The sequence below is a fragment of the Cohnella hongkongensis genome, assembly GCF_042654645.1.
GTDB lineage: Bacteria > Bacillota > Bacilli > Paenibacillales > Paenibacillaceae > Cohnella > Cohnella hongkongensis.
In genome coordinates this window covers 42021-62846 of sequence record NZ_JBHSEP010000030.1, presented here as the reverse complement: position 1 = coordinate 62846, position 20826 = coordinate 42021, and the positions used below count along the sequence as shown (strand labels likewise).

The window sequence follows — 20826 nt, the reverse complement described above, 5'->3', positions numbered from 1 at the left end:
TATTTTTTTCATATAAACTAAAACGTTTTAGTTCAGAGAGGAGCTTGCTTTTATGCCTGTACATCAGCTGAATGGTTATCGGGTTGTCGACTTGACTAAAGTTTTGGATCCCCGAACGGAAAGGAGACGTCTACGGATCGAACGCTTCAAAACGACCGGCCATATTCCGGATTATCAGTCCAATATGGATATCATGAGCCACTTGGGCACGCATGTAGAGGGGCCCTATCATCGCAACGAAGCATGGCCGGATATTAACAGCATAGAAGTGACTGCGTTTATGGGCAGATGCGTTCTGTTGAATTTTAACGATATGCAGGAAAATTCCTATATAGGCGCGGCCGATCTGGATCGTGCGGCTCAAGGAAGAGTGGGAGCCGGCGATATTGTTATCATGGATTCCCCCTACCCGTTGGAGCCTTTCACCGAGAAGAGCAACACGCCGGAAGATAACAGACTGTTGATTGGTCGAGAAACAGCGGAGTGGTTGGCTAAGAAGGACGTAAAAGCGGTGGGGTTCGGGGACGGGGTTTCTATTGAGGGAACGCTGGAAGATGTAGGCTGTTTCCATGATATTTTAATGGCGAGAAATGTTGTGTTTCTAGAGGTCCTTAAAAACCTGGATCAATTAAAGGAAGAGGTATTCTTTATTTCTTTTCTCCCTCTTCCGGTGATCGGATTGGATGCGTCGCCTGTACGGGCTGTTGCCATTGAGGGACTTCCCGGATTTAGCAAATAAGCATTGGAGCGAGAGACCATGAATCCGACTCTTGTAACGGAATTAAACGATTCGAACGATCAACTTCTTTATTTTACGACTTCCAGCCTAACGCAAGACGACCGGCATTTAATTTTCATTAGCGACCGGACCGGTCACCCCAACATTTTTTGCAAGGAACTCGCTACTGGCGAAGAAAGACAACTGACGGACAATTCGGAAGGCACGTTAAAATCTTATGTATACTTTAACGGGAATTTCGGAAAAGGGTTAGGCAAAGCGGGAATATGCTTGGATTCCAAGCACGGCAGAATCTATTATATACAAGGAATGGAGATCTGTTGTGTGGATCTAAGCGGGAAGAAGCGAGTCTTAAATCGGTTGCCTGAACATCAGGTTACGGCCTTCACTCATGTAAGCGCTGACGGAAAAAGGTTATGTGTTCCAACGACCGACAGTAGAGCCTTAGAGGCGGATGAGTTTGTCGACGATAGCCCGGGATACGCCTTGGAACAGGACGGCAAAAACGAAGTGATCAGCAACAAGCCCAACTATGACATAGACGAGAGGGTGCGGACGGAAAATCTAAATTCGTATCTACGGGTTTACGATACAGACACGGGGAGAGAAATCGCTTGCGAGAAAGTCCCAAGGGCTTGGATTACACATGTGCAATTCTCACCGGCGGACTCGAATTTGATTCTCTACAATCATGAATGGCCATCTGACTGCGGAATTAGACGGTTGTGGTTATGGGATGGACAGAAGCACATTCGACTGCGGTCGGAAAATGATGAGCGAAGCCGAAATGACTGGGCGAGTCATGAAATGTGGCAGGCTGACGGCCAATCGATTATCTATCACGGCAAATATAGAAACGGTACCGCATTTGTCGGAAAAGTCGATCCGCGTGGAGAAGAAAACGTTGAAATCAAGCTGCCGGTTCAATATAGAAGGTACGGGCACTTCACCGCAGGAAGACTGCACAATAACTGGCTAGTATCGGACGGGTATTATCATCCGGTTGGAGTTCCAGAAAATAAGAACTGGGGTGGCGAATGGATCACCCTGCAGATCATCGATTGGGAAGAGAAAAGAATCGAATGGATCCCGCTATGCGAGCATCACTCCTTCTGGGATAGCCAGGACAGTCACCCGCACCCCATCTTCAACCCGTCCGACAGAGCGGTTTACTTTACTTCCAATAGAGATGGCAAAAGGGCCGTCTATCGGATTGAAATTCCTGATGCGGTCAAGTAGAGGAAGGTTGTATAAGGTGGTGGTGAAAGTCAAGATTTTTAGAGCATGACATGATAGGTTGTTTTCTTGTATCGATTGTGACGATATTCTAATCCGATATTAGGGGGAGCTCTGCATGTCTAAAAAAATGGTCAGTTTGCTTATTGGCATTATTGTTCTCTTAACAGCATGTTCCTTACCCCAAAACTCGAGCACCGGAGAAAGCGGTGCGGACAAAGAAGTCACGCTTCGGTTTTCATGGTGGGGAGGGGAGTCCAGACATAAAGCCACTTTAGCTGCAATTGATCTCTACATGGAACAAAATCCGGATGTGAAGATTGAAGGAGAGTACAGCTCTTATGACGGGTTCTATCAGAAGCTGCTGACTCAATTTGCAGGCAATACGGCTCCGGATATTATGCAGATCGATCACCTATGGATCAATGACTTGATTAGCCAGGGCGAGCTTCTCGTCGATTTGGACAGCATGAAGGATGTCGTTAACCTGGACGGATTCGATCAGCAGTTTTTGCGAGACTGGGCATTCCTGGACGACAAGCTTCAGGCTATTCCCGCCGGGATTAACGTATCCACGGGCATTATGAATGAAACCTTCATGGAACGCGAGGGTCTTCCGATAGACGCAGACTGGACATGGGAGATGATCGTCGAAGAAGGAAAGAAAGTTCATGATAAGAATCCGAATATGTATTTGCTGAACTCGGACTTGATTACGATAGCGGATAAAATCGTACCCGCTTATTATAATCAGCTTACCGGCAAACATCTTGTAAACGCTGACAATACCATTGCGTTCGATGTGGCTTCGATGGCCGAAACGTTCAGCTTCGTGAAATTGCTATATGACGAAGGGATTGTCGAGCCTTTGGGAGAGAGCGCATTATACAACGCCAAGACCGAGCAGAATCCCAAATGGATCAACGGCGAAGCCGGAATTACGCTGGCCAACAGCTCGGATATCATCAAGCACCGCAACACGGCGCCAGAGTTCAAGATTTCCTCCACCTTGTTTCCCATCATGCAGGAGGCTAAGGAAAGCGGGATCAGTCCGAAGCCGGCAGGGTTTATCGGAATCAACAAAAATTCAAAGCATGTGCAGGAGGCGGCGAAATTCGTAGACTGGTTCTTCAATAATCAGGAGTCCATTCTGCTTCTAGGTGTGGAAAGATCGCTTCCTGCGATGTCCGCCTCGCAAAAGCTGCTGGTCGATCACGGCAAAATGGATCAAGTCGTCATGGATTCCGTGCAAAAGGCTCTTGAACATCGGTCTTCGACTCCAGCACATATTAACTTTAATCAAGAGTTGTATAAAATAATGTCCGAAGTCGTTGAGAAAGTCGCCTTTGGAAAGTCGACGCCGGAGGAAGCAGCAGCCGAGCTGCTGGAAAGATATGAAGCCAAATTGAAAGAGATTGATGCCCAAACAAAATAAACGATGTAAGGTGATCACATGGATTTCATCCAAAGATATATCAGAGGCTCTGAGGATCGACAATGGGTAGGTCTGTTGTATGTCGGCCCCTTCATTATCGGCTTCCTGGTATTCAAAATGTATCCGTTTCTTGCTTCTTTCTATTATTCGTTCACGGATTTCGGGTTGCTGAAGGCCGCGAATTTTGTCGGTTTCGAAAATTATAAATACATGTTCACCCAGGATCCTACTTTTTACCCTGCGCTAAGGGCGACTCTTCTCTATACCCTGATAGTCGTTCCCGGCAAGCTCGCCTTTGCTTTATTAATTGCTGTTATTCTCAATATCAATCTGAGAATCATATCGTTATACCGGACCTTATATTATCTCCCCTCCATTCTTGGAGGAAGTGTAGCGATTGCCATTCTCTGGAGGTCCATGTTCAGCAAGGAAGGGGTTGTAAACACCTTTCTCGGAAGCTTGGGGTTGCCTGCCGTCAACTGGCTGGGAGCCCCCAGCCTTGCCCTTCTGACGATCAGCTTGCTGTCCGTTTGGCAGTTCGGATCTTCAATGGTTTTATTTCTTGCCGGCCTGAAGCAAGTGCCCAAAGATTTGTACGAGGCGGCTACGATAGACGGAGCGTCGAAATTCCGCACATTCTTTAGCGTTACATTTCCTTTGCTCACGCCGATTATCTTTTTCAATCTCATTATGCAAACCGTCAATGCATTTCAAGAATTTACGGCAGCGTTTCTTATTACAAATGGAGGCCCTCTGCAAAGCACCTACTTATTTGGCTTAAAGCTGTATGAGGATGCTTTTCGGTTCTCCAAAATGGGTTACGCTTCGGCATTGTCCTGGGTATTATTTGCGTGCATTATGACGTTTACGTTTTTGGTATTCAAGTCTCAGAAGTATTGGACCCACTACGAGGATGGAGGGAAATTCTAGTGACTTCTGTCGTTCGGCTGGGAAGGGTTGGTTTTCTGACGATTTTCGGCTTCATCCTGATCTACCCCATCCTATGGATGGTCAGCGCATCGTTTAAGCCGATGCCGGAAATTTTTTCGACCATCAATTTGATTCCGTCTAAGTTCGTAACCAGCTCCTATGTAAATGGGTGGAGGGGCACGGGACAATTTGGATTCAGCACTTTTTTCGTCAATAGTTTTTTGCTAGTCGTTCCTACCGTGATTTTCACTGTGTTATCCAGCGTTATTGTCGGATATGGGTTTGCCCGCTTTCGATTTCCGCTGAAAAACCTGTTGTTCTCATTAATGATTGCCACATTAATGCTGCCTAATGCCGTGATCATCATTCCGAGCTACCTCTTGTTTAGGGATTTCGGGTGGTTGGATACTTATTGGACGTTTATTATTCCGGCCATGTTTGCGACCTATCCGTTTTTTGTATTCATGCTCGTTCAGTTCTTTCGCGGCCTGCCTCGAGAATTGGACGAATCCGCATTGATAGACGGGTGCAGCACGTTCAAGATATTGACCCGTATTCTTCTTCCTTTGAGCAAGCCGGCCGTCGTATCGGCTATCGTGTTCCAATTTATTTGGATTTGGAACGATTTCTTTAATACGCTGATTTATATTAACAGCGTCAAGAACTTCCCGATCTCGCTGGGTTTAAGGATGTCCTTGGATACTTCGTCGACGTCGAACTGGGATCAAGTTATGGCAATGTCCGTTCTAGCCATTCTGCCCTGCTTAGTTATTTTCTTCCTGGCTCAGCGTTACTTCGTTGAAGGAATCGCGACCACAGGAATCAAAGGTTAATCTATAAGATCGCATAAAGATGGAGGGAATACCGTGGGGAATATAAATGTTTGGGAGGATCCGGAACCAGGCGTGCGGCGCAAAATATTCGAGCCAGGGAACGGAATCATGATGATGGAAGTCCACTTCGAGGAAAACTCGATCGGAAAAACGCACAGTCACATCCATGAGCAACTGACATACTGTCTGGAAGGACTGGTGGAGTTTACGGTAGACGGGGTGACAAGGACGATCTCGGCCGGCGAAGCGATCTATATTCCCAGCGGGGCTCTACATGGCTGTAGAGCATTGAAAGCAAGCAAGCTCTTGGACGCTTTTACTCCGGTTCGACAGGATCTGATCAATCGGTAATTCGACAGCCGAAGGCGCAGGCTAACGAGAGTGAGACATGGACGCTATGAGCGGGAGCAGCCCACTCGAGGCGGACAAGAATGCCGTTAGAAGATGTCTGCGCGCCCTCTCACGTAAGGAGGCCGTTGAAAAAGTCTTAATGAACTAAAAAAGGTACAGCACCTCAAAAAACGAGGAGGCTGTACCTTTTGCTTGAGGTCAAGAAGCCGTGGAACGCGAGCTCAGGGAGAGCTTCGCCTGCAGCTTCGCGTAGGCGACGGCGATCTGCGCGCCGACTCGGGCGTTGTTGCGAACGAGCGCCAAGTTGGTGGACAGGCTCCGGCCCCCCGTCAGCTCGTTGATTCTGCGCAGCAGATACGGGGTCACGTCCTTGCCCGTGATGCCGTCGCGGGCGGCTTCGGCCACGGCCTGTTCGATGTACACGTTGATCTCCTCGAACGGGATTTCGTTTTCCGCCGGAACCGGATTCGCTACCAGGATGCCTCCGGACAGGCCGAGTCTCCACTTGGCGTCCATGACCGCCGCGACTTCATTGGGCGTGTCCAGCCGGATATCGGCCAGGAGGCCGCTTTGCCGCGAATAGAAAGAGGCGAAGTAATCCGACTGGTAGCCGATGACCGGAACGCCGAACGTCTCCAGGTATTCCAGCGTCCGTGTGAGATCCAGGATCGCTTTCGCTCCCGAGCTTACGACGGCGACCTTCGTCCGCGACATCTCGATCAGGTCCGCTGAGACGTCCCAGCTGATCTCTCCCTCGCGATGCACGCCGCCGAGTCCGCCCGTCGCGAACACCGGGATGCCGGCGAGCTGCGCCGCGATCATCGTCCCGGAGATGGTCGTCGCCCCCATCGTCCGGTTGGCGAGCAGATAGGGAATATCGCGGCGGCTGGTTTTGGAGACGGAAGACCCGGTCGCGAACCGCTCGATCTCCTCCTCGGTCAGCCCCACCTGGATCACGCCGTCCAAGAGTCCGATCGTGGCGGGCACGGCTCCCTCCCGCCGGATCATGTTCTCCATGTCGATCGCCGTCTGCAGATTGTGCGGATGCGGCAGCCCGAAAGCGATCAGCGTCGTCTCCAGAGCCACGACCGGTTTCCCTTCCGCCAGCGCGGTTTGCACTTCCTCCGAAATACGCAGGTATTCTTTCATCCTGTTCACTCCTTGATCGGGGATGAGCCCCTTATTTCGCATACGCCATCGAATAGATCAGCTCCGCCTGCAGTTTCGGCGATACCGAATCGTCCGTCTGCATAGTCAGCGCGGAGGCCGACAAGCCGAGCCGGCAAGCCATCTCCGCCTCTTCGCCCTTCACGATGCCGAACATGTAGCCCGCCGCGAACGCGTCTCCCGCTCCGGTCACGTCTACGACCTCCTGCGCCTTCGTCGGCATGAGCAGCTCCGTGCCGGTCTCGGAGGAATAGAAGATCCCCTTCTCTCCCAGCGTGATCATCACGTTGCGAACGCCCCGGGCTTTGATTCTTCTCGCCGCCTCCTGGAAGTCCTCGGTATTTTCCAGCTTTTCCATTCCCGCGAGCAGCGCCGCTTCCCCCCGATTCGGGAAGATCGTGTCGATGCCGGTCAGATTCTCGGGCAGCTTTAAGCAATCCGGCAAGGATACCGGATCGACGAACAGCTGGATGCCCTCCTCATGGCAGCGGCTAATGACATAGTGAAGCGTCTCCGACGAGACGTTCGCGTCCAGAAACACCATTCGGGCCGACGACACGTACGACCAGCGATCCGCGACCATCTTGGGGGTGATCTGCTCGCAGATTGTCATGTCGTTCAAACAAATGCACATCTCCCCGTTCGTGTCCAACACCGCCGTATAAGTCCCCGTACGTTGATCCGGAAGCACGCTGACCAGACTGACGTCCACCTTGTTCAGGCGAGTCTCCTCCAGCACCCACAATCCTTCTTTGTCATTCCCGACGCAGGAAAGCAAGGAGGAGTTCAGGCCCAGCCTGGCCAGATTCTCCGCCACGTTCCGGGCGACGCCGCCGCAGGATTCCGTGTAGACGACCGGATTGGAGGTGCCGAGAATCAGCTTCTGGGTGCTCTGGGCTTTACGGTCGAAGTTGGTCGTTCCGATGCACAGAATCGCCGACTCTTCGCGAAGGATGTAGGCCCTGCCTTTGATCTCTCCGGCTTTCGTCAGATGGGAGATGATGGCCGCGATCGCCGATCGGGACACGCCCAGCTTGTCGGCCAGCTCTTGCTGAGAAATATACGGATTTAATCTGATAAATTGTAAAATCTGCTTTTCTTTATCCATCCCTGTTCAGCACCACCAATTTGTCTTGTTTAACAATAGTTAATCAGAAAAACAAATGTTTTTCAACAACTTTCTCCAACATTTTTTATGAAGAGTAGCTAAAAATCGGGCTTATCCCTTGATCTTTCCTTGATGCCGAAAATCTCTCAACTCAAATCATGAAGCAAAATAAAACTATTGTCAATAAAAATAACATGTGTTATAAAAGAAACAAGCTGTTCCGTAACAATTGTTTTGATTTATAACAAAAGCGTCTGGTGCCGGACGCCTCGAAGGGGGACTTGCAAGGCACATGGAGACAAAGACCGCAAAGACCAATACTCGATATGGAGGCATGATCCAATGAAAAAGTTCAAGCTGCTTACCCTGACGTTCGCGATGGCGTTTTCCTGGCTTCTCTCCGGCTGCGGCTCCGATAAGCCCGCTCCGTCCGCATCCTCCCCGGCCGGCTCTCCGACCGCGGAGACATCCGGCAAACCGTTGAATATCGGACTCGTCACGGACGTCACCGGCGTTAACGACAAAGCGTTCAGCCAGAGCGCCTGGGAGGCGCTTAGCAAGATCCGTCAGGATCTGGGCATTCAGGTCCGCTACCTGCAGAGCAAGACCGATGCCGACTTCGTTCCCAATCTGAGCCAATTCGTCCGGAACGACTACGATCTGACCTGGGGAACCGGCTTCGTCATGGCGGACGCGGTCAGGAAGGTCGCCCAAGAGAATCCCAATGCGAAGCTGGCCATCGTCGACAACGAGGTCGACGAGCCGAACGTCCAATCCGTTCTTTTCTCCGAGCAGGAGGGCTCGTTCCTGGTCGGCGTCATCGCGGGCATGATGACCACCACGGGCAAAGTCGGCTTCGTAGGCGGCATGAAGATTCCGGTTATCGCCAAATTTGAAGCCGGTTTCAAAGCCGGGGTAGCCGCCGCCAATCCGGAGGCCGAGATTCTCGTCAACTACACGGGGGCCTTCGACAAGCCGGATCTGGGCAAAACCGCGGCGTCGGTTCTCTATAACGACGGCGTCGATATCATCTTCCATGCCGCCAGCGCGACGGGGGCGGGCGTATTCAACGAAGCGAAGGACCGTTTCCAGAAGGGACAACGCGTATGGGTCATCGGCGTCGACAAGGACCAGTCGCTCGAATACGGAGACGACATCACGCTGTCCTCGATGATGAAGCGCGTGGACGAAGCGGTGTACCGGGTCTCCAAGGAGATGGCCGAAGGCAACTTCCAGGGCGGAACGACGCTGCAGCTCGGCCTGAAAGAGAACGGGGTCGGCATCGCGGATACGTCTTCCAAGAACGTTCCGGCCGACGTCCTCGCCAAAGTAGAGGAGTACAAGCAGAAAATCATCGACGGCGAAATTCAAATCCCCGTCCAATAAAGAAGAAAAAGCAGGTGATCTCGTGAACGAAGCGCCTTTAGCCGCCGAACTGGTCCGCATCACGAAACGCTTCCCCGGAATCACGGCGAACGACGGTATCGATCTCCGGCTGCGCAAAGGGGAAATCCATGCCTTGCTGGGAGAAAACGGCGCGGGCAAGTCCACGTTGATGAACATTCTGTTCGGGCTCTATCAACCGGACGAAGGAACGATTCGGATCGCGGGCAACCCGGTCGAGATCTCGAATCCGCGCCGGGCGATCGAGCTGGGCATCGGCATGGTCCACCAGCATTTCAAGCTCGTCCAGCCGTTTACCGTCACCGAGAATATTATTTTGGGAATGGAACCGACGAAGGACGTTCGGATCGACTATAAGACCGCCGCTCTCGAGGTGGCCGAAATCTCCAGGCAATACGGGATGTACGTCGATCCCTTCGCCCGAATCGAGCAGATTTCCGTCGGTATGCAGCAGCGGGTCGAGATTCTTAAAGCGCTATACCGCAAGGCCGACATTCTCATTTTCGACGAGCCTACGGCGGTCCTTACTCCTCAGGAAATCGTCGAGCTTCTGGCGATCTTGAAGAAGCTGGCCCGGGAGGGCAAGTCCATCATTCTGATCACGCACAAGCTGAAGGAAATCATGGAGGCGGCGGATACGGTCACGGTCATCCGGCGGGGCAAGGTCGTCGAAACCTTGCCCGTGGCCGGGGCGGACCCGTCGATTCTAGCCGAGAAGATGGTCGGCCGCAGCGTCAGCTTCTCCCTCGATAAGCGGGAGCCGTCGATCGGGAGCGAGACGTTGACGGTACAGGAACTGACGTGCCTGAACGCTCAGGGACAACCGGCGCTGAACGGCTTGTCCTTCACGGTCCGCGCCGGGGAGATTCTCGGGATCGCGGGCGTCGACGGCAACGGCCAGACGGAGCTCGTCGAAGCGATTACCGGGCTCCGCAAGGTCGAGTCCGGTTCCATTCGGCTGAACGGTCGGGACGTGACGGGCTGGAAGCCGCGGAACGTGACGAGAGCGGGAGTCGCGCATATCCCGGAGGACCGGCACAAGCACGGACTCGTGCTCGATTTTACGATGAGCGAGAACCTGGTTCTTCAGACGTACGAACAACCGGAGTTTACCGGGAAGGGATTCCTGAAGAAAAAAGCGATCGACGAGCACGCGGAAAAGCTGATCTCCGGCTTCGATGTGCGGACGCCTTCGATTCGGACCCTTTCCCGGGCGCTATCGGGCGGCAACCAGCAGAAGGCGATCATCGCCCGGGAAATCGACCGCGATCCGGATCTTCTCATCGCCGCCCAACCGACGAGGGGACTGGACGTCGGCGCGATCGAGTTCGTGCACCGGCAGCTCGTCCGGCATCGCGACCGGGGCAAGGCCGTCCTGCTCGTCTCGTTCGAGCTCGACGAAATCTTGAACGTCGCCGACCGGATCGCCGTAATCTACGGGGGCCGAATCGTCGGCGAGGTGTACCCGCGGGATACGAACGACAAGGAGCTCGGCCTGATGATGGCGGGCGGGTCGACGAAGTCAGGAGGTTCGGAACGTGGATAAATGGATGGCGAAATACAAAACCGACTCTTTCTTGCTTCCGATCGTGTCGATCGTTCTCGGGCTGCTCTGCGGAGCCGTCGTGCTTCTGCTCGGGGGATACGATCCGCTTGCCGCTTACTCGGCTCTCTTCGCCAAGGTGACCGGCAACGCCTACGACGTCGGAGAGACGCTTCGCCAGATCACCCCGCTCATGCTGACCGGGTTGGCGGTGGCTTTCGCTTTCCGGACCGGCATGTTCAACATCGGCGTGGAGGGGCAATTTCTGATGGGCATGACCGGAGCTTCCCTGGTGGGCATCTTGTTCTCGCTGCCTTGGTATATACACGCGCCGCTTGCCGTTCTGTCGGGGGCCGCGTTCGGCGGACTATGGGCCGCTATCGTCGGATTTCTGAAAGCCAAGCGGGGAATCAACGAAGTCATCGTCTGCATTATGCTCAATTGGGTCGCCTTGTACCTAAGCAACAACCTTGTTCAAAGCCTGTTGATGGAACCGGGGCAGCAGCGCTCCCGGGACGTGGCCGATTCGGCCTCCGCCAGCATCGCGGGACTGCTCGGCTTCTTCGACAATGCCCGGGTGCACTGGGGAATGCCGATCGCCCTCCTGTGCGTCGCGTTCTTCTACGTGTATCTCTGGAAAACGAAACAAGGCTACGAGCTGCGGGCGATCGGCCATAGCCCGACCGCCGCGGAGTACGCCGGCATGAACATTCCGTTCAACATGGTCAAGACGATGGCGATCAGCGGCATGTTCGCCGGTCTGGCCGGCGCCTTCGAAGTGCTGGGCGTCTTTCACTACCAGTCCATTCTCTCGTCTTTGCCCGGTTACGGCTTTGACGGAATCGCCGTCGCGCTGCTCGGCATGAATCATCCGTTCGGCATTCTGCTCTCGTCTACGCTGTTCGGGTCGCTTAATTACGGCTCGTCCGGCATGAGCTTCGCGACGGGCGCTCCGCCCGAAGTCGTCCGGATCGTGTTCGGTTCCATCATCTTCTTCATTGCCGCCCAAGGAATCGTCAGATTGCTGCTGGTCAAAACTCGCGTTATTCCCGGGAAGAAGGTGAGCTGATTGGACGTTCTGAATTTGCTCGGCAACATGCTGAATATTACGCTCGTGTATTCCACGGCGCTCGTGCTCGCTTCCTTGGGAGGCATTCTCTCGGAGAAATCCGGCGTGGAGAACGTCGGGCTGGAGGGTCTGATGACCGTCGGCGCGTTCACCGCTGCGGTATCCGTTCATTTCATGCAAGCCCATTGGCAGCTTGCCGGAACGTCGCTATGGATCGGGGTAGGGGCCGCCGTGGCGGCGGGAGCGCTGTTCTCTCTTATCCATGCGGTGGCCGCGATTACCTTTAAGTCGAATCAGGTGATCAGCGGGATCGTCATCAATTTTCTGGCTGCTGGCTCGACGTTGTATTTGGTGAAGCTGCTGTTCGAAGGCTCGGCGACGACCGATACGTTGTCCGTCGTCTTCTCCAAGGTCGATATTCCGTTCTTGTCGTCCATCCCTTTCCTGGGCCCGGCGCTCTTCTCGGCATATCCGACGACCTATCTGGCTCTGCTGCTCGTCGGCGCCGTTTATTTCATCTTGTTCAAGACGCCTGCCGGCCTGCGGTTAAGGGCGACCGGCGAGCATCCCGGCGCGGTGGACACTTTGGGCATATCCGTCTACCGGATCCGCTATGCGGCGGTCATGGCGAGCGGAGCTTTGGCCGGCCTCGGCGGCGCCGCCATTACGCTGACGACGACGAGCAACTTTACCTATAATACGATCTCAGGGCAAGGCTTCATTGCCTTGGCCGTCATGATCTTCGGAAAATGGAACCCGTTCGGCGCATTGGGAGCCGCGATGTTCTTCGGCTTCGCGCAAGCGATCGGAAGCATCCTGCAGATTTATTCCTGGGCGGACGGCATCCCTCGGGAATACATTTACATGCTGCCTTACGTTTTAACCGTTCTCGTGCTCGTGGGCGTCATCGGCAAAGCCCGCCCTCCCGGCGCCATCGGCAAAATCTACGACCCGACGGTACGATGAGCGGCTTGAATAGAATCGAAGTCCCGGACCGGCTCCGGGGCTTCGTTTTTTTCCGTGCCGACCCGCGAGGATTCGCCCGAGGAGCAGGGCTGAACCGCCAAAATCCGGTCGACGACCAGCGTGCGGAATCCGCGCTTCCGGACGTCGTATACGCGAGCCTTGCCGTTGCGGACCGAGAAAAGATCGACCCGGCGCATCGTGAACTTCCCGCTCGTGTCTACGTAGATCAGATCGACCTTTCGTCCGACGCACTTCTCGATAACCGATGGATTGACCAAAAGAAACCACACTCCACACAGGAACATTTGTTCTTATTTTAGCGAATGCAAAGAGGAATAACAAGGGCTTGTGGAAACATCCACGAACCTTATGGTAACATCAAGAGGAAAATCGGCGGATGCATGGAGGACGGATATGGCGACCAACATACGGGATGTGGCGAAAGCGGCCGGAGTGTCGGTGGCGACCGTGTCCAAGGTGCTGAACGGCTATACGACGGTCAACAAGCAGACGAAGGAGAAGGTGCTGCAGTGCGTGCGGGAGCTGCAGTTCCGGCCGAACCTGGCGGCACGGTCGCTCGTGGGACGCCGATCGATGACGATCGGGATCTTCCTGACGACCGGGCTGGCGCATCCGTTCTTCACCCGCATTCTTGCTGGAATGGAGCAGGCTCTGCAGAAACGGGGCTACGACCTGATCTATCTGGCCCAGATGTCCTGGAGCAAGGAATACAGCCTCGTCCGTCATTGCCAGAGCCGCAATGTCGAAGGCGTCGTCGTATTCGGCTTCGATCAGGGAGGGGCGGATTTCGGAGAGCTGATCGAGTCGCGAATTCCCGCCGTGTTTATCGATCTCGACATCCGGGAGGGCCGTGCGGGCTATATCAGCTCGGATAATCTGGAGGCGGCGGAGCGAGCGGTCGCTTATCTGGCCGGACTGAATCATCGCAAAATCTCGTATTTGAGCGGAAACGAATACTCGTACGCCAACCGGCAGCGGTTGGCCGGGTATCGGGCGGGTCTGGCCGGGGCGGGCCTTGCTTGGCGGGAGGAGTATGTAACGAAGGGGGATTATACCCGGGAGACGGGGTACCAGGCGATGCAAGAGCTGCTGGCGCTGCCGGAGCCGCCTACGGCCGTCGTATGCTGCTCGGACATGAGCGCGATCGGCGCGATCGACGCCATCCGCGACGCAGGCTTGTCCGTCCCGAAGGAGGTATCGGTGATCGGGTTCGACGATATCGAGCTGGCCGGCTATGTCAGACCGGCGCTGACGACAGTCCGCCAGGATATGATGACGATCGGACGCCGGGCGATCGAGCTGCTGGACGAGCTGATCGTCGACGAGTCGCTGGCTCCTCCCGAAGTGATCGTGCCGACGGAGCTTGTCGTGCGGGAATCCTGCGGCCCGGCGCCAGCCGACTGAAGGGAACAGGCGACCTCTGCCGCCCTCGAGAATCCGGGGACAGAGGTCGCCTTTGTGCGTGATTCAGCAAGGATAAAATTCGCTACCCTTATTTGAAATCGTCTCCGACATCAACGTTATCCCGCCGATCCCAAGGACGGCTTAAGCCGCTTATGCTAGGTGATTCAGAAAGTATAAAATTACCTATACTTCTCTGAATCACCTCCGACAAAAACGCGATTCTGCGTCTAGAGGCCGCCGAAGGCGTTTTTGCTTGGTTAGTTCGGTTAGGCTTCTTCCCGCAGCTCCTCGAGCAGGTTCGCCTTCTCCATCTTTCTAAGCGGTCCCTGAACCGAGACCACGCCTACGAGCAGAGCGGCCGAGCATGCGATCAGCGACGCCCCCCAAGGGAATTGGAACGGATAATCCTGCACGTTGGTGATCTGCATATGGAGGAAGCCGCTGAGCACGACGCCGAGCAGAATGCCCCAGAAGCTTCCGATGACGCCGAACCAGACGCCTTCCCCGGTGGCCATCTTCCGGATCTGTCCCATCGTCATGCCGACCGCCTGCAGAAGGCCGATCTCGCGGCGCCGCAGCAGCAGATTCGTCTGGACGGTGTTGATAATGTTAAGGCTGCCGATCCCGCCGATAACGACGAGGAAGCCATAGACGAATATTTGCATCTGAACGTTGAAATTCCGAGCCTGCTTCTGGTTCTCGGCATAATCGATCAGCCTGCTTCCGGGATGGGCGCGAGCGAGCTCCTGCAGCCTCTCCCTGACAGGCTCCGCGTCCGCCCCGTCCCTGAGCGCAATCTCCACCCCGCGTCTTTCCGCATCGTAGTCGGCAGAGGGATCGTCTGCCGCCGCTGCTTCCAACAGCTTGGCGAACGTTCCTTTCGTTCCGATGATCGTCAGCCCTTCTTCCTGGTAAGGCGAATCGAACGGAGATTGCGTCAAAATGCCGGCCACCGTCACTTCGCGGAAAGCCGCAGTCTCGCTGTTCGAATCGGACGAGGTTCGGACGGCGATCGTGTCTCCGACCTTGTAACGGGTCAGGTCCATTATTCCCTTCTTGCCGTTGCGCTGAACGGGCTTGACCGTCTGGATCAGCAGCACGCCGTCCCCTTCGGCGAGCCGGACCGGATCGGCCGTCCCCGTCTGCAGATATTGGGCTGCCCGCTTAAGCCTCGCCTCATCGTAGAGCAGAATGCGCGACGGGACCTGATAGCTCTCATGGCCGCCGGCTGCCGCCTTCTCGTACAGGCTGTTCGTTCTTTCCAGAAAATCCGAATTCAGCTTCGCCTCCGGTACGAGAGCGGGAAGCAGCAGCCGGTCGTAGATGCCGTATACGTCCTCTACTCCGGGCCAGTCGGCGATCTCGCCGATCCATTCGTCCGGGATTAAGGGGGCGGTCAGCGATTGGCCTCCGTTCTCGTCCGGGGCGGCTGTCCGGGTCAGCTGGAAGGCGATCCGATCGTCCTCGTTGGTCGTTGTCGTCAAGGACAGCGTCTGCTGCGTGAAATAGTGGAACACGATAAACAGCATAATGCTGATGACGATCGAGAAGGTCGTGATCCGGAACTTCGTCCGATTGCGGCGAATGTTGTTGGCCGCCATACGGCCCTCGATGCCCGCGAGATGGAGCAGGGAGGGAATCCGCAGCCGTCTGTAGGATTCGCGAACGATGCCTCCCGCCCCCTTCGCGGCATCGACCGGCGACACGCTTGAAGCTTTATGCGCAGGAAGCCAGGCGGCAAGGTGAACGGCGAGATAGCCGATCGCGAAGCTGCCGGCGAAGATCCACCAATGGAAGGTCAGCTCGAACGTCTCCATCATGAGAATCTGCAATCCGGCCTTCGTCATGAGCCACAGCACAAGCCAAAGTCCGAACCACCCGATCAGCAAGCCGGCAGGGACGCCGATCGTAGAGAGCACGGTCGCTTCCCGCAGAACCAGACTTCGAATCTGCGCCGGCGTGGCGCCCAGCGTGCGGAGCAGGCCGAACTGGCGCACGCGCTCCAGCACCGCGATATGGAAGGCGTTGTAGATGACGGCGACCGTCGACAGGACGACGAGACCGATCAATGTGCCGAAAATAACGGAGAGCGCCGAGTTCAGACTGTTGTCCTCCGACTCTCCGAGATAGGCGAGCAGAGTCGTGTTCGTGAACAGACTGGCGTTCAGCCGGGTAAAGTCATCGATCTGACCGCTGATGTCGACGCCGGATTTAAACGTCAGCAGCAGCAGCCCCTTCGAATCGATCCGTATATTCGCCGGATCCGCCAGCGTGAACGCCCTGGAGCTCCCGTTAATCTGGCTGCTCTTCTCATTGTTCAGGACGCCGACGATGCGATAGTCCCGCAGTTCTCCGTCCGGGCCGACCAGCCGCGCGGAGCCGTTCAGACCGGGAGATCCCGGCAGCCGCTCCAGAATCCATCGTTCGACGATCAGCTCGTCCGGAGCCGCCGGCAGCCGTCCTTGGTGCAGATGAATAGGAAGCAGCTGCAGGGCTTCGCCGTCCGCTTCTTCGATCGATACGTTAATCGAGCTTTCCAGCGGACGGCTCTCTCCCGCTCGATAGTAGCCCAGCCGTTCGACGAGCGCATGCTTCCGCAGCACCTCGTAGAGCTCGGGGGTTGGCTTGCTGTAGCCGAAATGAAAGGCGCCGTCCTCGTATTTCGTGTTCTGGATCAGATTGTCCTTGAGCGTCTGCCCCATCGTGCCGAGCGCGCTGATCAGCGCCACGGAGAGAATGATGCCGACGATCGTCAGAATCGTCCGCTTGCGCTGCTGTTTTAAATACCTGCCCGCCATCGCGCTGTAGCTTCTCATAGGTCCCTCCCGAGACTCATCGAATCGCTGAGGAGTCTTCCGTCCTGAAGATGGAGAACCCGGTCCGCTTCGGCGGCGATGTTCATGTCGTGGGTAATGATGATGACGGTCTGGTGATATTGGCGCACGGCCAGCTTCAGCAGCTCAATGACTTCCCGCCCGTTGGCGCTGTCCAGGTTGCCTGTAGGCTCGTCCGCCAGAATGATCGCGGGCCGGTAGGCGAGCGCTCTGCCGATCGCGACCCGCTGCTGCTGGCCTCCGGACAGCTCGGAGGGCAGATGCTTGCGTCTGTCGTGCAGGCCCAGCGTATGGATAAGGTTGTTAATGTAGGCTTTATCCGGTTGGCGATGGTCAAGAAGAAGCGGCAGTTGGATATTCTCCTCCACGTTCAGCACCGGGATCAGGTTGTACGATTGGAAAATAAACCCGATCTTGCGTCGGCGGAACACGGCTCGCTCCTTCTCCTTTAACGAGTACAGATTCTCTCCGTCGATGTGCACGTCTCCTCCGCTTGGCTTGTCCAAGCCGCCGAGCAGGTGCAGCAGCGTGCTCTTCCCTGAGCCGCTCGCTCCGACGACGGCCACGAACTCTCCCTGACCGATCTGGAAGGAAACCTGGCTAAGGGCGACGACCTGCGTCGAGCCTGTGCCGTAGTGCTTGCTTAAGCCGTCTGCGCTAATGACATTCATGCGATTCGTCCTCCGATGATGGATTCGCGGGAAGCTTCCCGCAGGATGAATCCAGTATACCGAGGCTCCCTTACAGGCCGAAGGGGGCGCCGCTTACAGTTCCGTAAGATTCTCCGTCTTCGGCGGAAAAGGATGCAGGGGCAGCGTAACATGGAATACGGCGCCTTCCGAAGCGCCCGCGCCTGCGGTCAAGACGCCCCCGTGCTTCTCGATAATCGAGCGGGCGAGCGGCAAGCCGAGTCCGACCCCGGCGCCTTCTGCGGACACGCGATAAAACTTCTTGAAAATGTGCGGCAGGTGACGGGGATCGATGCCGGGCCCCTGATCCGCCACCCGAAGATGAGTGAAGGTGGGCGTCTGCTCCCACTCCACGGAGACGACGCCGCCGACAGGGCTGTGATCGACGGCGTTCTTGAGCAGATTAGAGAGCGCCTCTCCCAGCCAGTGCGGATCGTGGGGAACGACCGGAGACGGGTCCGAGCCGTCGACGACGATACGAACCTGTTTGGCTTCCATCAGCCTGCTCACGGACTCGACGGCCTGCCGCACCGTATCCGCCAGCGGCGCCGGCTTCATGCTCAGCTCGAGAGCGCCGGCCTCCAGCCGGGCCAGCTTGAGCAGCGTCAGGATCAACCATTCCATCCGATCAAGCTCCTGCCGGCATCGGCCGATGAATTCGGCGGTATGGGCTTCGTCGAGCTTGCCGTCCTGCAGCAGATCGGTGTAGATCATGAGCGAGGCAAGGGGGGTCTTCAGCTGGTGGGAGATGTCCGCCACCGTCATCCTCAGGAACGACTTGTCCCGGTGAAGCTGGTCAATCGTTTCCTTGAGCCGCCTCGAGAGCTCCTGAGCCGAGCTGGCCAGAAGCCCGATATCCCCTTCCTCGTAGATGGTGTAGTCGATCGGCTCGTTCCGCTTCACCGCCCCTTCCATGGAGACGGCCAGCCGGCGCAGGATACGGGATTGCCGGGCACGCTCGCGATAGAGCAGAACGGCGGCGAGCGCGGTGAAGCAGACGCCGCCGAGGAGCAGAATCCGGATCGTCCGGCCGCGATAGTCGTCCAGCACGGGAAGCCACCGGGCATCGGTCTGCGCGTTCAGGCCATACCGCTCCAGCTGTTGAAGTCCTTCCGCTATCGTCTGCGGAGAAGCTTGTTCCGAATCGGTCAGCAGGCCGACCCATTGCTCCGCCCAGTCGGGATGCTCCGCCGCCATGCTGCCCAAGAGAGCGGCCTCCCGGTTCAGCCAGTCTCTCTTCAGCTTCTCGGAGGAATAGTGGCCATAGAGCAGGGCGAGGACGACGAAGAGAAGAAGGAGCAGGGATAGGACCAGGAAGAGCCGCCGGAAGGAAGGGTTGCGCCATTGTTCGGAGAATCGGATCCGTTCGTTCTCTAGACGTTCCATCGATATCCGGCTCCTCGAACGGTGACGATCCATTGGGGATGCTGAGGCTCGTCCTCGATTTTCTCCCTGAGTCTGCGGATGTTGACCGCCACCGTATTGTCGTCCAGCACTTCGGCGCCGTCCGGCCAGACCTGCCGGATAATCTGATCCTTGGACAAGACGGCGCGAGGATGCGTCATGAACAGCAGCAGCAGGCGGAATTCCGTGACGCTCAGAGGAACGTCGCGTCCACGCTTGTCCAGGCGCATTTCACCGACATGAAGCGTTAACGGCCCGGCGACGATCGCGTCTTCTTCTCTCCCTGCGGGCGATCTGCGGCGAAGCACTGCCTGGATGCGCGACAGAAACTCGCGCAGGCGGAACGGCTTCGTAATATAGTCGTCGCCGCCCAGATCCAGCCCGCGGACGATGTCGAATTCCTGATCGCTAGCGGTCAAGAAAATGATCGGAACGTCGCGCTGCCTCCGAACCTCTGCGCAGAAGTCGAAGCCGCTGCCGTCGGGAAGCTGCACGTCGAGCAGGAGCAGATGAATTTCCTGGCTGTCGATCAGCGTCCGTGCCTCGGCGAGGCTGCGCGCGCCGATCACCTCGTAGCCCTCCTGCAGCAGCGTGAACTGAATGCCGCGGTGCAGGGAATCGTCGTCTTCGACGAGCAGTAGACGGAGGCTCAAAGGGAAGGCTCCTTTCTCGATGGAAAAATGAACATCTTTAGCACTAGTTCTTTTTTCCTGATTTTGTCGGAAAATTATTCAAAAATGAGCGATTAACCTCGACAGCATTCTACAAAAAAATGGATAATTTTATCCTATAATGGAGGTAGTTCATTCATCCTAGCAGTCGGTGACGGAGTGTGACAAATTTCTACCATTATTACGAAAGAAGAGGATCGGCCAGATGACAGAGATGGAGACTTCCGAATTAATCAGGCGCCTCCAACGGCTGCAGAGTCAACTATACGAAATGGCCAACGACTTGGGCAATCTGACCGACCCGGAGATCGTCGCGGTTAGCGAGGAAGCCGACCGCCTGATTATCCAGCTTCAACGTCTGCGCAAGGAGGAGTCGGACGTCCGGAAGCTGAATAACGAGTATCCGGTGCGCCTCTATTAACGCCCTCGCAGCCTCCGGAAGAAATCGGTAAGCAAAGCCGAGCATTCCTCCTGAAGCACTCCCGACGTCCAGGGCGACATATGGTTAAACCGGGAGTCCTGCAGCAGATCCATCAAGGTGCCCGCGCAGCCGGCCTTCGGATCGGAGGCGCCGTAGACGACCCGTTCCACGCGGGATTGGAGAATTGCGCCCGAGCACATCGGACAAGGCTCAAGCGTGACGTACAGGGTGCAGCCCAGCAGCCGCCAGGCTTGAAGACGCTCGCTGGCTTGACGAATGGCGATCATCTCCGCATGAGCGGTCGGGTCTCGATCCCGTTCCCTCAGATTGTATCCCGCCCCTACGATAGCGCCATCGCGAACGATGACGGCCCCGATCGGGACCTCTCCGAGCGATTCGGCATGCCGCGCCTGGACAATCGCCTCCCGCATCCAACGTTCATCATCCATTACATTCATCGATAATGCTCCTTACTCCGCGAACGTGTATTCGATGTTAACATGCTGTGCATAAGTCTGTGGATAAACCTTGTCTTACCCACAGACTTATGCACAGTTTATGTTAATAACGATGTGAATAACTGAATATTATTGTAACAGGT

Annotated in this window: 20 protein-coding genes; 12 read left to right on the top strand and 8 right to left on the bottom strand. The window is 55.8% G+C overall.

All coding sequences use genetic code 11. From position 1 onward, the window contains the following. Nucleotides 1-52 precede the first annotated feature (52 nt). The 6 genes from ACFO3S_RS26320 to ACFO3S_RS26295 all read left to right on the top strand — a co-directional run bounded on the left by ACFO3S_RS26320 (nt 53) and on the right by ACFO3S_RS26295 (nt 5524). Nucleotides 53-739, top strand: a complete 687-nt coding sequence (locus ACFO3S_RS26320) for a cyclase family protein (RefSeq protein ID WP_378102313.1) — start codon at nt 53-55, stop codon at nt 737-739. A gap of 18 nt (nt 740-757) precedes the next feature. Then, complete coding sequence (locus ACFO3S_RS26315) at nt 758-1978, top strand: oligogalacturonate lyase family protein (RefSeq protein ID WP_378102311.1); 1221 nt, start codon at nt 758-760, stop codon at nt 1976-1978. Between the two features lie 115 nt (nt 1979-2093). Then, nucleotides 2094-3410 (top strand): ABC transporter substrate-binding protein, encoded by a 1317-nt coding sequence (locus ACFO3S_RS26310; RefSeq protein WP_378102309.1) that lies wholly within the window; start codon nt 2094-2096, stop codon nt 3408-3410. A gap of 18 nt (nt 3411-3428) precedes the next feature. Next, entirely contained in the window at nt 3429-4340 is a 912-nt protein-coding gene (locus ACFO3S_RS26305) for a carbohydrate ABC transporter permease (RefSeq protein WP_378102306.1), read from the top strand. Continuing rightward, nucleotides 4340-5173: a carbohydrate ABC transporter permease gene (locus ACFO3S_RS26300; protein ID WP_378102303.1), complete on the top strand. Its 834-nt coding sequence runs from the start codon at nt 4340-4342 to the stop codon at nt 5171-5173. Before ACFO3S_RS26305 ends, ACFO3S_RS26300 begins: the two co-directional genes overlap by 1 nt. Before the next feature lie 33 nt (nt 5174-5206). Continuing rightward, complete coding sequence (locus ACFO3S_RS26295; RefSeq protein WP_378102300.1) at nt 5207-5524, top strand: cupin domain-containing protein; 318 nt, start codon at nt 5207-5209, stop codon at nt 5522-5524. Nucleotides 5525-5722: 198 nt separating this feature from the next. On the opposite strand, the gene ACFO3S_RS26290 is transcribed toward ACFO3S_RS26295, so the two are convergent. Together ACFO3S_RS26290 and ACFO3S_RS26285 are read right to left on the bottom strand one after the other, a co-directional pair. Continuing rightward, nucleotides 5723-6673, bottom strand: a complete 951-nt coding sequence (locus ACFO3S_RS26290; RefSeq protein WP_378102297.1) for a pseudouridine-5'-phosphate glycosidase — start codon at nt 6671-6673, stop codon at nt 5723-5725. Nucleotides 6674-6704: 31 nt separating this feature from the next. Further along, complete coding sequence (locus ACFO3S_RS26285; protein WP_378102294.1) at nt 6705-7799, bottom strand: carbohydrate kinase; 1095 nt, start codon at nt 7797-7799, stop codon at nt 6705-6707. 342 nt (nt 7800-8141) lie between these two features. Between ACFO3S_RS26285 and ACFO3S_RS26280 the strand changes: the two genes are divergently transcribed. Genes ACFO3S_RS26280 through ACFO3S_RS26265 form a run of 4 tightly spaced genes read left to right on the top strand, consistent with a single transcriptional unit; the run spans nt 8142 to nt 12781 of the window. After that, entirely contained in the window at nt 8142-9185 is a 1044-nt protein-coding gene (locus ACFO3S_RS26280; RefSeq protein ID WP_378102292.1) for a BMP family lipoprotein, read from the top strand. A gap of 22 nt (nt 9186-9207) precedes the next feature. Beyond that, entirely contained in the window at nt 9208-10749 is a 1542-nt protein-coding gene (locus ACFO3S_RS26275; RefSeq protein ID WP_378102290.1) for an ABC transporter ATP-binding protein, read from the top strand. A gap of 4 nt (nt 10750-10753) precedes the next feature. Further along, a complete protein-coding gene (locus ACFO3S_RS26270) occupies nt 10754-11815 on the top strand; it encodes an ABC transporter permease (protein ID WP_378102363.1) in 1062 nt (353 codons plus the stop codon). Continuing rightward, entirely contained in the window at nt 11816-12781 is a 966-nt protein-coding gene (locus ACFO3S_RS26265) for an ABC transporter permease (RefSeq protein ID WP_378102288.1), read from the top strand. It begins immediately after the preceding gene. On the opposite strand, the gene ACFO3S_RS26260 is transcribed toward ACFO3S_RS26265, so the two are convergent. Continuing rightward, nucleotides 12760-13059 carry a hypothetical protein gene (locus tag ACFO3S_RS26260; protein ID WP_378102286.1) on the bottom strand — a complete coding sequence of 100 codons (300 nt, stop codon included), beginning with the start codon at nt 13057-13059 and terminating at the stop codon, nt 12760-12762. The two genes, ACFO3S_RS26265 and ACFO3S_RS26260, sit on opposite strands and share 22 nt — an antisense overlap. Before the next feature lie 136 nt (nt 13060-13195). On the opposite strand from ACFO3S_RS26260, the gene ACFO3S_RS26255 reads away from it, so the two are divergent. Further along, nucleotides 13196-14206, top strand: coding sequence for a LacI family DNA-binding transcriptional regulator (locus ACFO3S_RS26255; protein WP_378102284.1), 1011 nt, complete (start codon nt 13196-13198; stop codon nt 14204-14206). A gap of 266 nt (nt 14207-14472) precedes the next feature. Here ACFO3S_RS26255 and ACFO3S_RS26250 read toward each other — a convergent pair whose 3' ends face one another. The 4 genes from ACFO3S_RS26250 to ACFO3S_RS26235 form a co-directional block, all read right to left on the bottom strand. Next, nucleotides 14473-17022, bottom strand: a complete 2550-nt coding sequence (locus ACFO3S_RS26250; protein ID WP_378102281.1) for an ABC transporter permease — start codon at nt 17020-17022, stop codon at nt 14473-14475. Next, nucleotides 17019-17711 (bottom strand): ABC transporter ATP-binding protein, encoded by a 693-nt coding sequence (locus ACFO3S_RS26245; RefSeq protein ID WP_378102279.1) that lies wholly within the window; start codon nt 17709-17711, stop codon nt 17019-17021. The genes ACFO3S_RS26250 and ACFO3S_RS26245 overlap by 4 nt, the downstream gene beginning before the upstream one ends. Before the next feature lie 93 nt (nt 17712-17804). Next, nucleotides 17805-19115, bottom strand: a complete 1311-nt coding sequence (locus tag ACFO3S_RS26240) for a sensor histidine kinase (RefSeq protein ID WP_378102276.1) — start codon at nt 19113-19115, stop codon at nt 17805-17807. Continuing rightward, the gene (locus ACFO3S_RS26235; protein WP_378102274.1) at nt 19103-19786 is read right to left on the bottom strand and encodes a response regulator transcription factor; all 684 of its coding nucleotides are present in this window, start codon (nt 19784-19786) and stop codon (nt 19103-19105) included. Before ACFO3S_RS26235 ends, ACFO3S_RS26240 begins: the two co-directional genes overlap by 13 nt. A 223-nt stretch (nt 19787-20009) precedes the next feature. On the opposite strand from ACFO3S_RS26235, the gene ACFO3S_RS26230 reads away from it, so the two are divergent. After that, the gene (locus tag ACFO3S_RS26230) at nt 20010-20225 is read left to right on the top strand and encodes a Spo0E family sporulation regulatory protein-aspartic acid phosphatase (protein WP_378102271.1); all 216 of its coding nucleotides are present in this window, start codon (nt 20010-20012) and stop codon (nt 20223-20225) included. Here ACFO3S_RS26230 and tadA read toward each other — a convergent pair. After that, on the bottom strand, nt 20222-20683 hold the full coding sequence (tadA, locus tag ACFO3S_RS26225) for a tRNA adenosine(34) deaminase TadA (RefSeq protein ID WP_378102269.1): 462 nt from the start codon (nt 20681-20683) through the stop codon (nt 20222-20224). The genes ACFO3S_RS26230 and tadA overlap by 4 nt on opposite strands. Nucleotides 20684-20826 lie beyond the last annotated feature (143 nt).